The 15,339-nt window shown below is 69.1% G+C and carries 15 protein-coding genes; 14 read left to right on the top strand and 1 reads right to left on the bottom strand.

The annotated features are described in order from the left end of the window. Window positions 1–583: 583 nt before the first annotated feature. From Q344_RS22860 to murD, 9 genes are read left to right on the top strand one after another with little or no spacing between them, the layout of a single operon-like run. A complete protein-coding gene (locus Q344_RS22860) occupies window positions 584–1,123 on the top strand; it encodes a division/cell wall cluster transcriptional repressor MraZ (protein ID WP_028285071.1) in 540 nt (179 codons plus the stop codon). A 17-nt stretch (window positions 1,124–1,140) separates the two neighbouring features. Continuing rightward, window positions 1,141–2,118, top strand: a complete 978-nt coding sequence (rsmH, locus tag Q344_RS0101430; RefSeq protein ID WP_028285072.1) for a 16S rRNA (cytosine(1402)-N(4))-methyltransferase RsmH — start codon at window positions 1,141–1,143, stop codon at window positions 2,116–2,118. Next, window positions 2,115–2,486, top strand: coding sequence for a cell division protein FtsL (gene ftsL / locus Q344_RS0101435; RefSeq protein ID WP_028285073.1), 372 nt, complete (start codon window positions 2,115–2,117; stop codon window positions 2,484–2,486). Before rsmH ends, ftsL begins: the two co-directional genes overlap by 4 nt. Then, entirely contained in the window at window positions 2,483–4,264 is a 1,782-nt protein-coding gene (locus tag Q344_RS0101440) for a peptidoglycan D,D-transpeptidase FtsI family protein (RefSeq protein ID WP_028285074.1), read from the top strand. Before ftsL ends, Q344_RS0101440 begins: the two co-directional genes overlap by 4 nt. Window positions 4,265–4,281: 17 nt before the next feature. Next, the gene (locus tag Q344_RS0101445) at window positions 4,282–5,781 is read left to right on the top strand and encodes a UDP-N-acetylmuramoyl-L-alanyl-D-glutamate--2,6-diaminopimelate ligase (protein ID WP_036538174.1); all 1,500 of its coding nucleotides are present in this window, start codon (window positions 4,282–4,284) and stop codon (window positions 5,779–5,781) included. Next, a complete protein-coding gene (locus tag Q344_RS0101450; protein WP_028285076.1) occupies window positions 5,778–7,205 on the top strand; it encodes a UDP-N-acetylmuramoyl-tripeptide--D-alanyl-D-alanine ligase in 1,428 nt (475 codons plus the stop codon). Before Q344_RS0101445 ends, Q344_RS0101450 begins: the two co-directional genes overlap by 4 nt. A 13-nt stretch (window positions 7,206–7,218) precedes the next feature. Next, on the top strand, window positions 7,219–8,301 hold the full coding sequence (mraY, locus tag Q344_RS0101455) for a phospho-N-acetylmuramoyl-pentapeptide-transferase (RefSeq protein ID WP_028285077.1): 1,083 nt from the start codon (window positions 7,219–7,221) through the stop codon (window positions 8,299–8,301). An 8-nt stretch (window positions 8,302–8,309) separates the two neighbouring features. Then, window positions 8,310–8,729, top strand: a complete 420-nt coding sequence (locus Q344_RS0101460; RefSeq protein WP_028285078.1) for an ACT domain-containing protein — start codon at window positions 8,310–8,312, stop codon at window positions 8,727–8,729. Then, the gene (gene murD / locus Q344_RS0101465) at window positions 8,726–10,129 is read left to right on the top strand and encodes a UDP-N-acetylmuramoyl-L-alanine--D-glutamate ligase (protein WP_028285079.1); all 1,404 of its coding nucleotides are present in this window, start codon (window positions 8,726–8,728) and stop codon (window positions 10,127–10,129) included. The genes Q344_RS0101460 and murD overlap by 4 nt, the downstream gene beginning before the upstream one ends. Here the strand turns inward: murD and Q344_RS0101470 are convergent. Continuing rightward, window positions 10,126–10,743, bottom strand: coding sequence for a trimeric intracellular cation channel family protein (locus tag Q344_RS0101470; RefSeq protein WP_028285080.1), 618 nt, complete (start codon window positions 10,741–10,743; stop codon window positions 10,126–10,128). The genes murD and Q344_RS0101470 overlap by 4 nt on opposite strands. A 240-nt stretch (window positions 10,744–10,983) precedes the next feature. Here Q344_RS0101470 and ftsW point away from each other — a divergent pair, with 240 nt between their 5' ends. The 5 genes from ftsW (at window position 10,984) to Q344_RS0101495 (ending at window position 15,333) form a co-directional block, all read left to right on the top strand. Beyond that, window positions 10,984–12,147 carry a putative lipid II flippase FtsW gene (gene ftsW / locus Q344_RS0101475; protein ID WP_028285081.1) on the top strand — a complete coding sequence of 388 codons (1,164 nt, stop codon included), beginning with the start codon at window positions 10,984–10,986 and terminating at the stop codon, window positions 12,145–12,147. Beyond that, the gene (locus Q344_RS0101480; protein WP_028285082.1) at window positions 12,144–13,247 is read left to right on the top strand and encodes a UDP-N-acetylglucosamine--N-acetylmuramyl-(pentapeptide) pyrophosphoryl-undecaprenol N-acetylglucosamine transferase; all 1,104 of its coding nucleotides are present in this window, start codon (window positions 12,144–12,146) and stop codon (window positions 13,245–13,247) included. The genes ftsW and Q344_RS0101480 overlap by 4 nt, the downstream gene beginning before the upstream one ends. 3 nt (window positions 13,248–13,250) lie before the next feature. Further along, complete coding sequence (gene murC / locus Q344_RS0101485) at window positions 13,251–14,684, top strand: UDP-N-acetylmuramate--L-alanine ligase (protein ID WP_028285083.1); 1,434 nt, start codon at window positions 13,251–13,253, stop codon at window positions 14,682–14,684. Window positions 14,685–14,818: 134 nt separating this feature from the next. Continuing rightward, window positions 14,819–15,073, top strand: coding sequence for a DUF2484 family protein (locus Q344_RS0101490; RefSeq protein WP_028285084.1), 255 nt, complete (start codon window positions 14,819–14,821; stop codon window positions 15,071–15,073). After that, window positions 15,070–15,333 (top strand): DUF2484 family protein, encoded by a 264-nt coding sequence (locus Q344_RS0101495; RefSeq protein ID WP_028285085.1) that lies wholly within the window; start codon window positions 15,070–15,072, stop codon window positions 15,331–15,333. Before Q344_RS0101490 ends, Q344_RS0101495 begins: the two co-directional genes overlap by 4 nt. Window positions 15,334–15,339: the final 6 nt, after the last annotated feature.

Genomic DNA, 15,339 nt, shown 5'->3' on the forward strand with positions numbered 1-15,339 from the left:
GCAGGTTCCCGCCGACGGCTTCAAAACCGAATCAACACACCGTGATTCTGGGGGTCGGGCCCCGAAATCGGCCTCCCGCGCCCCTTTGCTGGGTGCTATTTTTGCCCCAGCCGGGAACCGATGCCACTTTTTGGGACGGAAAGCTGGGGCGCAGGTCTGTCTACATCTAGTGGGGCAAGCCTGACGTAGCGCAAATTGGGCTAAAATGCCGGCCATTGTGGCCTTTGGCAGGCAGCGCTCGACCGTGCTGAGCCCAGTCTTTCCCAAAAATAACCGTTGCCTCCCACAAATTCCCATGAGATACCTGATCCCAGAGATGAGGACGGGAACACGGGGCACCAAACGACCCCAAACAAAACTTCCCACGAGGCAGTGTTTCATACAGGCAACCCCTCTTCATCCAAGAAAAGATCCGTGGCGCGGGGCGAGCAGACATCCCCCCAGGTGGCACCGCGCAGAACGGACCAAAACCCGGACACGGGACGAGGGCGGCGGATAGGGCAGTGGCAGCAGCACCTATCCGCCGTTTTCCGTTTCAGGGACGGGCAGACAGCAACATGGGGGGAGAGGGACGGACCAGACGGTGAGCCGCGCGAGGTTCAGAGGCGAACACCATCTGAAGATGGACAGCAAGGGTCGTGTCTCGATCCCTGCCGAGTTCCGCCGTGCCCTCGAAGCGAACGATCCGGACTGGACCGACGGCGCCAATCCCCGGATGTACATCCACTACGGCGACAACCTGAAGGGCGGCCTCGCCGTCTATACGGTCAAGGCGCAGGAAGAGATCGAGGATATCGTTCTCGACATGGATTACGGCCCCGAGCGCGAGCTCTCCGAAGACTACTTCCTGACCTCCACGCAAGAGATCAAGCTCGACGATACCGGCCGGGCCGTGCTGCCGCAGATGCTGCGCCAGAAACTCGCGCTGGAGGACGGCATGGAGATCCTGGCCCGCGGCCGCGGCGACACCTTCGAGATGTGGAACCCCGAAACGCATCGCGCGGTCCGCTCCGCGCGCACGTCGGAATTCCTTGCCTCGCAGCCGGCCAACTTCGATCCGAAATCCCTGCTCAACGACGCGCGACGCAAGCGGGAAGAGCAGCGGATGCAGGGCAGGGACTGAGCCATGGGGCAGGGTGAATGAGCGCCGATCAGCCCCATATCCCGGTTCTGCTGAACCCCCTTCTCCGGGCGGTCGCGCCGGTGGAGGGTGTCTGGCTGGACGGGACCTTCGGCGCGGGCGGCTACACCCGCGGCCTGCTCGGGGCCGGCGCCGCGAAGGTGATCGGGGTGGACCGCGATCCGATGGTCTTCGACATGGCGCAGGGCTGGGCCGGTGACTACGGCGACCGGCTGGAGCTGGTCGAGGGCGTCTTCTCGAAGCTGGACGACTATTCCGACGCGCCGCTCGACGGCGTGGTTCTGGACCTCGGCGTCTCCTCCATGCAGCTCGACCTTGCCGAGCGCGGCTTCTCCTTCATGCGCGACGGGCCGCTCGACATGCGGATGAGCTCTCACGGGCCTTCGGCCGCCGACCTCGTCGCGGAGACCTCGGAAGAGGATCTGGCCGACATCATCTTCCTCTACGGCGAGGACCGGGCCAGCCGCCGCATCGCGCGCGCCATCGGCAAGGCGCGGGCGGAGGCGCCGATCACCTCGACCCTGCAGCTGGCGGGGATCGTGGAATCGGTCCTGCCGCGCCAGAAGCCGGGACAGTCCCATCCGGCGACGCGCACCTTCCAGGCGCTCCGCATCGCGGTGAACGACGAATACGGCGAGCTTGCCGCGGGGCTCGAGGCCGCCGAACGCGCGCTGAAGCCCGGAGGGCTGCTCGCCGTCGTCACCTTCCATTCGGTCGAGGACCGGATGGTGAAGCGCTTCCTCCAGCTCCGCTCGGGCGGGGCGGGGCGGGCGAACCGTTACGCGCCCGCGACCGAGGAAGACGCGCCGCGCTTCGAGATCGTGACCCGGAAGGCCGTCGGACCGGACGAGGACGAGCTGGACGTGAACCCGCGCGCCCGCTCCTCGCGCCTGCGTGTCGGACGCAGGACGGACGCGCCGGCCGGGCCGGTGGACAGGAAGGCACTGGGAATGCCGCAACTCAGGGGAAAGACATGAAGAGCCTGCTCTATGTCCTGTCGGCGATGGCCGTCATCGGCCTCGCCTTCTGGGCCTACCGCGAGAATTACGAGACGCAGCACGTGCTGAACCAGGCCGAGCGCCTGCAGCGCGATATCGGCGACGCCCGCTCGCGGCTCGCCATGCTGCGCGCGGAATGGGCCTACCTGAACCGCCCGGACCGGCTGCGCGATCTGGCCGAGATCAACTTCGGCGGGCTGGCCCTGCTGCCGCTGCGTCCCGACCAGTTCGGCCGGATCGACCAGGTGGCCTATCCGACCGAGGAGAAGATGGTCATCTCGCAGACGGTGGAAGTGTCCAGCGACGGCGCCGGTGAGCCCGACCTTCAGGCGAGGGACGAGGAATGATCCGCAAGCCGCTCCGCCCGCTGGCCCGTGTCATCGACGCCCGTGCCAAGGGCGAGAACCCCGACGCGATCGAGCGCGAGAACTTGCGCCTGCGCCACGAGGAGATGCGCGACCGCGACCGCAACCGCGCCGAGGGGCGGCTTCTGGTGCTGGGGGCGATGTTCTTCTGCGCCTTCACCGTGATCGGCTTCCGGATGGGCGCGATGGCCGGATCCGAGCCGGCCGAGCCGCGTGCCTCGGCCGCCGGCTCCGCGATCATCGCCGACCGGGCCGACATCGTGGACCGCAACGGGCGCATCCTCGCGACCAACCTGGAGACCCATGCGCTCTACGCCCACCCCCAGCAGATGATCGACCCGCTGCACGCGGTCGACAGCCTGATGGAGATCTTCCCCGATCTCGACCGGGACCGTCTGCTCCGCGATTTCACCGGCAAGCGGAAGTTCCTGTGGATCAAGAAGCGCCTCTCGCCCGAGCAGCAGCAGGCGGTGATGGACATCGGCGAGCCCGGGCTGCTCTTCGGCCCGCGCGAGATGCGGCTTTATCCCAACGGTCGGATCGCCGCCCACGTGCTGGGCGGGGCGGGCTACGGGCAGGAGGGCGTCGCCTCGGCCGAGGTGATCGGCGTCGCCGGCGTCGAGCGCCAGTTCGACAGCCACCTGCGCGACCCGGCCTTCAGCGACAAGCCGCTGGAGCTGTCGCTCGACCTGTCGGTCCAGGCCGCGACCGAGCGCGTGCTCTACGGCGGCATGAAGCTGATGAACGCCAAGGGTGCCGCGGCGGTGCTGATGGACATCCACACCGGCGAGGTGATCTCGCTCGTGTCGCTGCCCGACTTCGATCCGAACGACCGGCCCGCCCTGCCGACGAAGGGACATCCCGATGACAGCCCGCTGTTCAACCGTGCGGCGCAGGGGCTCTACGAACTGGGCTCGACCTTCAAGATCTTCGCCGTCGCGCAGGCCATGGACCTCGGCCTCGTCGCGCCGCAGACCGAGATCGACATTCGCGGCCCGATCCGCTTCGGCCGGCACCTGATCCGCGATTTCCACTATTACGGCAAGGAGCTCACGGTCGAGAAGATCATCGTGAAATCCTCCAACATCGGCACGGCGCGCATCGCGCAGATGCTGGGCGTCGAGCGCCAGAAGGAATTCCTCGGCAACCTCGGGCTGACCGCGCCTTCGCCGATCGAGCTGCCGGAGGCGCGGCAGGCGTCTCCGCTGCTGCCGTCGAAATGGACCGAATTGTCCGCGATGACGATCTCCTACGGTCACGGCATGTCGGCCAGCCCGCTGCATCTGGCCGCGGCCTATGCCACCATCGCCAACGACGGGCTCGAGGTCCGGCCGACGCTGCTCAAGCAGAGCGCGCCGCAGCCGGGGCGGCGGGTGATGTCCTCGACGACCGCGGAACGCTCGCAGGCGATGCTGCGCAAGGTGGTGACCGAGGGCACCGCGAGCTTCGGCGAGGTCGAAGGCTACGCGGTTGCCGGCAAGACCGGCACGGCCGACAAGCCCAAGCCCACGGGCGGGTATTATGACGACAAGGTGATCACCACCTTCGCCTCGATGTTCCCGGCCTACGATCCGCAATACGTGCTCGTCGTCTCGCTCGACGAGCCGGTGGAAACCTCGGGCAAGGAGCCCCGGCGCACCGCCGGCTGGACCGCCGTTCCGGTCGCGGCCGAGATGATCCGTCGCGTCGCACCGCTGCTCGGGCTCAGGCCCCAGATTGAACCCGCAATGCTGGCTGATATAACGCTGACATCGCAGTAGCGGATGGAGGCGGCGGCATGGCGGCAGCAAGGGCATCGGGCAAGACGGCGACCCTGAACGAGCTTGGACTGACCGCCGCGGGCGGTGCATCGGCGCGGGTCACGGGTCTGACCGTCGACAGCCGGTATGTGGAAAACGGCAATCTTTTCGCGGCCTTGCCGGGCAGCAAGGTGCATGGCGGGCGCTTCATCCCGCAGGCGCTGGAGGCCGGGGCCGGGGCGATCCTGACCGATTCCGAGGGCGCCCGGATGCACGCACAGCTTCTGCGAGAAAGCTCTGCCGCGGTGATCGTGGCAGAGGATCCGCGGCAGGTTCTCGCCTATGCCGCGGCGCTCTGGTGGGGCGCGCAGCCCGAGGTGATGGCGGCGGTGACCGGCACCAACGGCAAGACCTCGGTCGCGACCTTCACCCGCCAGATCTGGGCCCGGCTCGGCCATGATGCCTGCAATTTCGGCACCACCGGCGTCGAGGGGGCCTGGGAAGCGCCGCTCTCCCACACCACGCCCGAGCCGATCACGCTCCACCGTGTCCTGGCCGAGGCGGCGCGCGCCGGCGTCACCCATGGCTGCATGGAGGCGTCGAGCCACGGGCTCGCGCAGCGGCGGCTGGACGGGGTGCAGCTGCGCGCCGCGGGCTTCACCAACTTCACCCAGGACCATCTCGATTACCACGCGACGTTCGAGGAGTATTTTGAGGCCAAGGCCGGGCTCTTCAGGCGCCTGCTGTCGCCCGAGGGCGTGGCCGTGGTGAACCTCGACGGCCATCGCGGCGGCGACATGGCGCAGATCGCGGTCGACCGCGGCATCCAGGTGCTGGGCGTCGGCCGTTCGGACCGCGCGCAGCTCCGGATGAAAAGCCACCGCTACGAATCCGACGGCCAGATCCTGCGCTTCGGCTGGGACGGGCGCGACTACCAGGTCCACCTGCCGCTGATCGGGGGCTTCCAGGCCGAGAACGTGCTGGTCGCCGCGGGCCTTGCCATCGGCACCGGCGAAAGCCCCGAGGCGGTGTTCGAGACGCTCTCCGACCTCGACACGGTGCGCGGCCGGATGCAGCTGGTCGCGCAGCGCGAGAACGGGGCGGCGGTCTTCGTCGATTACGCCCATACGCCCGACGCCGTCTCGACCGCGCTCAAGGCGCTGCGCCCGCATGTGATGGGCCGCCTCGTGGCCATCGTCGGCGCGGGCGGCGACCGCGACGCCACCAAGCGGCCCCTGATGGGGCAGGCGGCGGCCGAGAACGCGGACCTCGTCTTCGTCACCGACGACAACCCCCGGACGGAGGATCCGGCGACGATCCGGCAGGCCGTCCTGATGGGTGCGCCCGAGGCGATCGAGGTCGGCGACCGGGCCGAGGCGATCCTGCGCGGCGTCGACGCGCTCGGGCCGGGGGATGCGCTGCTGATCGCCGGCAAGGGGCACGAGACCGGGCAGATCGTGGGCACCGCCGTCTATCCCTTCGATGACGCGGAACAGGCCTCGGTCGCGGTCGCCGCGCTCGACGGGAGGCTCGCGTGAGCCTCTGGACCGCGGCGGATGCCGCGAAGGCCACCGGCGGCACCCTGCAGGGCGACTGGTCCGTAAACGGCGTCTCCATCGACACCCGCACCCTCGCGCCGGGCGATCTCTTCGTCGCGCTGAAGGCGGCGCGGGACGGGCACGACTTCGTGGCACAGGCGCTCGAGAAGGGCGCCGGGGCGGCCATGGTCACCCATGTCCCCGACGGCGTCGCGCAGGACGCGCCGCTTCTGATCGTGCCCGACGTGCTCGAGGCGCTCGGCGCGCTCGGCCGGGCCGGGCGGGCGCGGATGAAGGGCAAGGTCGTCGCGGTGACGGGCTCGGTCGGCAAGACCTCGACCAAGGAGATGCTGCGCATCGTCTGCGAACACCGGCACCGGACCCACGCGGCCGAGGCAAGCTACAACAACCATTGGGGCGTGCCCCTGACGCTGGCGCGGATGCCCGCGGACACCGAGCTTGCCGTGATCGAGATCGGGATGAGCAATCCGGGCGAGATCTCTCCCCTGAGCATGATGGCCCGCCCGCATGTCGCGATGATCACCACGGTCGCCGCCGTGCATCTCGAGGCGTTCGAGGACGTGGCCGGCATCGCCCGCGAGAAGGCCGCGATCTTCGACGGGCTGGAGCCCGGCGGCGTGGCCGTGCTCAACGGCGATCTCGAGACCACCCCGATCCTGCTGGAGGCCGCGCGAGCAAGGGCCGCCAAGACGCTGACATTCGGTGAGAAACCGGGCAGCCACCATCGCCTGACGGGCCTCCGCCTGGGCGACGAGACGACCATCGTCGAGGCGCGGGCCTGGCGCACGCCGGTCCTGTTCAAGATCGGCGCCCCGGGCCGGCACTTCGCGCTGAACGCGCTCGGCGTGCTGGCGGTGGCGCATGTGCTGGGGCTCGACCGGGCGATGGCCGTGGCGGACCTCGGCCGCTGGACGCCGCCCGCGGGGCGGGGCATGCGCGAGACGCTGCTGCTCGACCGGCTCGACGAGAAGCTGAGCTTCGAACTGATCGACGACGCCTTCAACGCCAACCCGACCTCGATGGCCGCCGCGCTCGAGGTGCTGGCCGCCGCGCAGCCGCGCGACAATGTCGGGCGCCATGCCCATGGCCGCCGCGTCGCGGTGCTGGGCGAGATGCTCGAACTGGGCCCGGACGAGGAAGAGATGCACCTCGGCCTCGCCAGCCTGCCGTCGATGGCCTCCCTTGACGTCATCCACTGCGTCGGAGAGCGCATGCAGGTGCTCTACGAGGCGCTGCCCGAGGCCAAGCGCGGCCGCTTCGCGCGCTCCGCCGGCAAGCTCGCCGACCGCGCCGCCCGGCTGGTGGATGCGGGCGACGTCATACTCGTGAAGGGCTCCAAGGCGAGCCGCGTGAGCCTTGTCGTTGACGCGCTCAGGAAATTGGGCCATCCGGCGACGAAATGAACAGGACTAGACCATGCTCTACTGGCTGACCGCCTTGTCGGATGGCGGGGATTTCTTCAACCTTTTCCGCTATATCACCTTCCGAGCCGGCGGCGCTTTCATGACCGCGCTGATCTTCGGATTCTTCTTCGGACGCCCGCTGATCGACGTCCTGCGCCGCACGCAGGGCAAGGGCCAGCCGATCCGCAACGACGGGCCCGAGGGCCATCTGGCGAAGGCCGGCACGCCCACGATGGGCGGGCTGCTGATCGTCGGCGCGCTCGTCACCTCCACCCTGCTCTGGGCGCGGCTCGACAACGCCTACGTGCTGCTCGTGCTCTTCGTGACGCTCGCCTTCGGGCTGATCGGCTTCGCCGACGATTACGCCAAGGTCTCCAAGCAGAACGTGGCCGGGGTCTCGGGCAAGATCCGGCTCCTGCTGGGGTTCTGCATCGCGGCCCTCGCCTCGGCCTGGGCGACGTGGTTCCACCCGCCCGAGCTTCAGCTGCAACTTGCGTTCCCCGTGTTCAAGGACGCGCTGGTGAACATGAGCTTCCTGTTCATCCCCTTCGCGATGATCGTCATCGTGGGCTCCGCCAATGCGGTGAACCTGACCGACGGTCTGGACGGGCTGGCGATCATGCCGGTGATGATCGCGGCCTCCGCGCTGGCGGTGATCGCCTATACCGTGGGCCGGGTCGACTTCACCGAATATCTCGACGTGCATTACGTTCCCGGCACCGGCGAGATCGCGGTCTTCGTCGCGGGGCTCGTGGGCGGGGGGCTCGGCTTCCTGTGGTACAACGCGCCGCCCGCGGCGGTCTTCATGGGCGATACCGGCTCGCTCGCGCTCGGCGGCGCGCTCGGCGCGATCGCGGTGGCCACCAAGCACGAGATCGTGCTGGCGATCATCGGCGGGCTCTTCGTGGTCGAGGCGCTCTCGGTCATCATCCAGGTCGGCTATTTCAAGCGCACCGGCAAGCGGGTCTTCCTGATGGCGCCGATCCACCATCACTACGAGAAGAAGGGCTGGTCCGAGCCGCAGATCGTCATCCGGTTCTGGATCATTTCCCTCATTCTGGCCATGGTCGGCCTTGCGACGCTGAAACTGCGCTGAGGGCGGAAATGCCGAAGACGATAAGCGACACACGGGCCATGATCGCCGCGATGGCGCCGGAACTGGTGCCGGGCACGTGGCATTTCTGCGCCTGCGATGCCCGCCGCGAGGCAGCGTTCCTGCCCCGTGCGCTCGCCACCTTCCGCGAGAAGGAGGGCGTCTCGATGATCCTCGACGCGGCCGCGGCCAATGCGCTCGGTGCGCCGATGGACCAGCCGATGCGGCAGATCACGCTGAACGTGAACTCCGCGCTCGATGGGATCGGGCTGACCGCCGCGGTGGCGCAGGCCCTGACCGAGAAGGCGATCCCCTGCAACGTCGTGGCCGCGCTGCGTCACGACCACGTCTTCGTTCCCGCCGACATGGCCGAGACGGCGCTGCGCACGCTGCAGGCGCTTTCGGCGACAGCCAAGTGGACCAAGCCATGATACCCGTGACCGGATTCGGCGGGGCCAGGATCGGGGTGCTCGGGCTCGGGCGGTCCGGCCTGTCGACCGCCCGTGCGCTCAAGGCCGGGGGCGCCGTGCCCGTGTGCTGGGACGACAACCCCGACGCCCGCGCCCGGGCCGAGGCCGAGGGCTTCGACTGCGCCGACCTCGGGCGGCAGGGCGCGATGGACGATCTTGCCCGGCTGGTGGTGAGCCCGGGGATCCCGCATCTCTATCCCGCGCCGAACCCGGTCATCGCGGCCGCCTACGAGGCGGGCGTGCCGGTCGACAACGACATCGGGCTCTTCTTCCGCTCGCTCGCCGCCGGAGGGTGGGAGCAGTTCGACACCCCGCCCAAGGTCTTCGCGATCACCGGGTCGAACGGGAAGTCGACGACCTCGGCGCTGATCCATCACTGCCTTGTCGCGGCGGGGCGCGAGGCGCAGCTGGCCGGCAACATCGGACGCGGCGTGCTGGACATCGACCCGCCGGGCGACGGCGGCGTCGTGGTGCTCGAGCTCTCGTCCTACCAGACCGACCTGGCCCGGGCGCTGACGCCGGACGTGGCGGTCTTCACGAACTTCTCGCCCGACCACCTCGACCGTCACGGCGGCATCGGAGGCTATTTCGCCGCCAAGCGCAGGCTCTTCGCCGAAGGCGGACCGGACCGCGCGGTGATCGGCATCGACGAGCCGGAGGGGCGCTACATTGCCGACCAGCTGGGCGAGGGGGCCGCGGACGACCGCGTGATCCGCATCTCGGCCAGCCGCAAGCCCACGGGGCCCGGCTGGCAGGTGATGGCGCGCAAGGGCTTCCTGTCGGAATGGCGCAAGGGGCGTCAGGTCGGCTCGATCGACCTGCGCGCGGTCGCCGGGCTGCCGGGGGCGCACAACCACCAGAACGCCTGCGCGGCCTATGCCGCGCTGCGCACGCTCGGCATCGCGCCCCGGACCATCGAACAGGCGTTCCACAGCTTCGCCGGCCTGCCGCATCGCAGCCAGCTGATCGCCGAGGCGGACGGCGTGCGCTACGTGAACGACAGCAAGGCCACCAACGTCGACAGCGCGGCCAAGGCGCTCTCGGCCTTTCCGAACATCCGCTGGATCTGCGGCGGGCTCGAGAAGGAGGGCGGGCTCGACGCCGTGATCGAGGCCGCGGGCTCGGTGGTGAAGGCCTATGTGATCGGGCGCGAGGCGGCGGCCTTCGCCGTCAAGCTGCGCGGCATCGAGGCCGAGGTCTGCACCGACATGGAGACGGCGGTCCGCCGCGCCATCGAGGATGCGCAGCCGGGCGACACCGTGCTGCTCGCACCCGCAGCCGCCAGCTTCGACCAGTACGACAGCTTCGAACGCCGGGGCGAGGATTTCACCGCGCGGGTGACCGCCGCGCTCGGGCTCTAGTCCCGGCCCGCGCGCGGCAGCGTCCAGCCGTAGCGGACGCTCGCCACGCGGATCGCGAAGGCCAGCAGCACGGCGCCCCCGGCGGCCCATGCCCCCGTCAGGCCGAAGGCGACGCAGGTGGCATAGGCGGCGGCCCCGGCGAGCGCGGCGAGGGCATAGACCTCCTCGTGCAGGACGCGCGGCACCTCGGCGGCCATGATGTCGCGCAGCACGCCGCCACCGATCGCGGTGATCATCCCCAGAAGCACCGCGCCCGGCCACTCGAGCCCTGCCGCCAGCGCCTTGTTGCATCCCGCCACGGCGAAGACGCCGAGCCCGGCGGCATCCAGCAGCATCACCGGGCGCGTCAGCCGGTCGATCACCGGCCCGAAGAAGAAGGCGCAGAGGCCGGCGAGGCTGGTCACCGCCAGCGGCCAGATCGTGCGCAGCACCTCGGGCGGCACGTCGCCGAGCAGAAGGTCGCGGACGATCCCGCCCGCGGTGCCGGTCGCGGCGGCGAGGACAAGGATGCCGAAGATGTCGAGCCTGCGGCGGATCGCGACAAGGGCGCCGCTGAGCCCGAAGGCGAAGGTGCCCAGCACGTCGAGCAGGCTGAAGAAGGTGGTGGCGGTCATCGGGCCCTCGTCACGCGGCGTGGCGCATCCTATACGCTCGCGGGCAGGCGCCAAGACGAAAGCCGGGCGCGTGTCCTGCGGGCAACGCGGTGCAATCGAAACGCCACGGCGGGAACCTTTCGCGGTTGACGATTCCGTCTTCCCTGGTCTGCTTTCCGGCTGGTCACATCGCCCGAAAACCGCTAGAGTTGTCGTAGACCCCGAAAAGGGGCGAGGCAGAGGCAATATCGGCGGTACTCCATGACTGATATGGTGCATGGCGCGGTTCCCGTTTCGACGGGTGAACCGGTTCTTCCCAAATGGTGGCGCACGCTGGACAAGTGGACGATGTCCTGCGTGCTCATTCTCTTCGGGGTGGGTCTTCTTCTGGGGCTCGCGGCCTCGCCGCCGCTGGCGGCGCGCAACGGCTTCGCTCCCTTCCATTACGTGCAGCGGCAGGCCTTCTTCGGCGGGCTCGCGATCGTGGCGATGTTCGCGGTGTCGATGATGACGCCGCAGATGGTGCGGCGCCTTGCGGTGCTGGGCTTTCTCGGGGCCTTCGTGGCGCTCTGCCTGCTGCCGTTCCTCGGCACCGATTTCGGCAAGGGGGCGACGCGCTGGTTCTCGCTGGGCTTCGCGAGCGTTCAGCCCTCGGAGTTCCTGAAGCCGGTCTTCGTGGTCACCGCCGCCTGGATGATGGCGGCGAGCCAGGACCTGAACGGCCCGCCGGGCCGGGCGTGGAGCTTCCTGCTGACCTTCATCCTGGTGATCCTGCTCGCCATGCAGCCCGACTTCGGCCAGGCCTGCCTCGTGCTCTTCGGCTGGGGCGTGATGTATTTCGTCGCCGGCGCGCCGATGGTCCTGATGGTGGGCATGGCGGGGCTGGTGACGCTGGGCGGGATGCTGGCCTACAACGCCTCGGAACACTTCGCGCGCCGCATCGACGGCTTCCTCAATGCCGAGGTCGATCCGACGACCCAGCTGGGTTATGCCACCAACGCGATACGCGAGGGCGGCTTCTTCGGGGTCGGCGTGGGCGAGGGGCAGGTCAAGATGAACCTGCCGGACGCGCATACCGACTTCATCATCGCCGTGGCGGCCGAGGAATACGGGCTGTTCCTCGTGCTCTGCATCATCGCGCTCTACACCGTCGTGGTGGTGCGTTCCCTGACCCGGCTGATGCGCGAGCGCGATCCGTTCATCCGCCTCGCGGGCACCGGGCTGGTCGCCACCTTCGGCGTGCAGGCGATGATCAACATGGGTGTCGCGGTGCGCCTTCTGCCCGCCAAGGGCATGACGCTGCCCTTCGTGAGCTACGGCGGCTCCTCGGTCATCGCGAGCGGCATCGCCATCGGGATGCTGCTGGCGTTCACCCGGACCCGGCCGCAGGGCGGGATCGGCGACATCCTCGGGCGCGGCCGATGAACGACAACGCGCCTCTCCTCATCATCGCGGCGGGCGGCACGGGCGGGCACATGTTCCCGGCGCAGGCGCTGGCCGAGGTCATGCTCCGCCGCGGCTGGCGGGTGAAGCTGTCGACCGATGCGCGCGGCGCGCGCTACACGAGCGGCTTTCCCCATTCGGTCGAGATCGAGCAGGTCTCGAGCGCCACGCCGGCGCGCGGCGGCGCGATGGCGAAGCTGGCCGCGCCCTTTCGGATCGGCGGGGGCGTGATGTCGATGATCCTGAGGATGCGGCGCGACCGGCCGAAGGTGGTCGTCGGCTTCGGCGGCTACCCGGCGATCCCGGCGATGGCGGCGGCGACGGTGCTCAAGCTGCCGCGGATGATCCATGAACAGAACGGCGTTCTGGGGCGGGTGAACCAGAAATTCGCCAACCGCGTCTGCCGGGTGGCCTGCGGCACATGGCCGACCGAGTTGCCCGAGGGCGTCGAGGCGGTCCACACCGGCAATCCCGTCCGCATGGCGGTCGGCGAGCGCGCGGGCGCGGGCTACATCCCGCCGGGCGACTACCCGATGTCGATCCTCGTCATGGGCGGATCGCAGGGCGCGCGGATCCTGTCGGACGTGGTGCCCGGCGCCGTCGCGCGCCTGCCCGAGGCCATCCGCCGCAACCTCCGCGTGAGCCACCAGGCGCGCGAGGAGGACATCACCCGTGTCGCGGAACATTACGCCGGACAGGGCATTGACGCGGACGTAGAGACCTTCTTCCACGACGTGCCGCGCCGGATGAGCGAGGCGCAGCTGGTCATCACCCGCTCCGGGGCCTCGACTGTCGCCGATCTGACGGTTATCGGTCGCCCTTCGATTCTGGTGCCGCTCGCGGCGTCGATCCGGGACGAGCAGACGGTGAACGCCCGCGGCCTCGTCGAGGCGGGGGCGGCGATCCTGATGCCCGAGAGCCAGTTCTCGGAAGAAAGCCTCGCGGAGCAGATCGCGCTCGTGCTGGAGGATCCGGCCGGGGCGGAACAGATGGCGCGCGCCGCGCTGTCGCTGGGCAAGCCCGAGGCGGCGCAGACACTGGCGGACATGGTTGACGGTCTGGCAGGCAAAGGGAAAGAATAAGAGATGAACGCAGCAGCGACGAAGCTTCCGCAGGACGTTGGCCCGATCCATTTCGTGGGCATCGGCGGCATCGGCATGTCCGGCATCGCCGAGGTGCTCCTGAACCACGGCTACATCGTGCAGGGCAGCGACCTGAAGGCCTCCAAGATCACCGACCGGCTGAAATCGCTCGGCGCGCAAGTCTTCGAGGGGCAGCGCGCCGAGAACCTCGAGAACGCGCAGGTCGTGGTGATCTCCTCGGCGATCAAGCCCGGCAACCCCGAGCTCGACGAGGCGCGCAAGCGCGGCCTGCCGGTCGTGCGCCGGGCCGAGATGCTGGCCGAGCTGATGCGGCTGAAGTCCAACGTCGCCGTCGCCGGGACCCACGGCAAGACGACCACGACCACGATGGTCGCGACGCTGCTCGACGCGGGCGATTTCGACCCGACGGTCGTCAATGGCGGGATCATCCACGCCTACGGCTCGAACGCGCGCGTGGGTCTGGGCGAATGGATGGTGGTCGAGGCCGACGAGAGCGACGGCACCTTCAACCGTCTGCCCGCCACGATCGCCATCGTGACCAACATCGACCCCGAGCACATGGATCACTGGGGCGATTTCGACAAGCTGCGGCAGGGCTTCCTCGATTTCGTGTCGAACATCCCGTTCTACGGCGTCGCGGTCTGCTGCACCGACCATGCCGAGGTTCAGGCGCTGGTCGGCAAGATCACCGACCGCCGCGTCCTGACCTACGGGTTCAACGCCCAGGCCGACATCCGCGCGGTGAACCTGCGCTACGAAGCCGGGATCGCGCATTTCGACGTGCTGCTCCAGACCGAGGACCGGGTGATCAAGGATTGCACCCTGCCGATGCCGGGGGACCACAACGTCTCGAACGCGCTCTCGGCCGTGGCCGTGGCCCGTCACCTCGGCATGAAGAGCGAGGAGATTCGCGAGGCGCTGGCCAATTTCGGCGGCGTGAACCGGCGCTTCACCCGGGTGGGCGAGGTCAACGGTGTCGCCATCATCGACGATTACGGCCACCACCCGGTCGAGATCACGGCGGTCCTGAAGGCCGCGCGTCAGGCGACATCGGGCCGGGTGATCGCGGTGCACCAGCCGCACCGCTATTCGCGGCTGCATTCGCTGTTCGATGATTTCTGCGCCTGCTTCAACGAAGCCGACGTGGTCGCCATCGCCGAGGTCTATTCCGCGGGCGAGGACCCGATCGAGGGCGCGAGCCGCGACGACCTCGTCGCAGGGCTGATCGCCCATGGCCACCGCCATGCCCGCGCGATCGTCTCGGAAGACGATCTCGAGCGGCTGGTGCGCGAACAGGCAAAGCCGGGCGACATGGTGGTCTGCCTCGGCGCGGGGACGATCTCGGGCTGGGCCAATGGCCTGCCCGCGCGGCTGGCGGACTGGGAGAAACAGCAGGTGGCCCTGCGCTCGGTCTGACAGTCAACGAAGACGAACGGCAACGGGGCGGCACAAGATCGCCCGCAGGGACAGCGTGACGACATGAGCGGTGACATCTTCTCCGGTCGCTCCGGCGACTGCGGACGGCATCGGCGCAAGCCGGGGATGGCGGCATGAGCACCGCGCTGGTCCTCGGCTGCGTCTGGGTTCTGGCGGCGACACTCGTGGCGATGCTGCCGATGCGGCGCCAGCTCCTCCCGGGCCTCGCGCTCTTGCTGGCCGCGCCGGTGCTGGTGGCCTTCATCGGCTGGCAGCACGGATGGGGCTGGGCCGGGCTGGCGCTCGCGGGTGTCCTGTCGATGTTCCGCAAACCGCTCGCCCATGTCTGGCTCCGCCTGCGCGGCGCCCCGGAGGAACGCGTCGAATGAGCACCTCTCTGATCCTCGCCTGCCTCTGGGGCCTTGCCGCCAACCTGGCCGCCATGATCCCCAGCCGGGACGATCACTGGACGCGGGCCTACATCCTGATCGTCTTCGGGGTGCCGATCCTCGGCTTCGTGACGCTCCAGCACGGCGCATTGGTCGGGCTGCTCGTCCTCGCCGCGGGTTGCTCTGTCCTGCGCTGGCCTGTGATCTATGTTGGGCGGTGGATGCGGCGGAAGACCGGGCCCCGCAAGGCGGCCGACTAGCCGCCT

Source organism: Pseudooceanicola nanhaiensis DSM 18065, assembly GCF_000688295.1.
GTDB classification, from domain to species: domain Bacteria; phylum Pseudomonadota; class Alphaproteobacteria; order Rhodobacterales; family Rhodobacteraceae; genus Pseudooceanicola; species Pseudooceanicola nanhaiensis.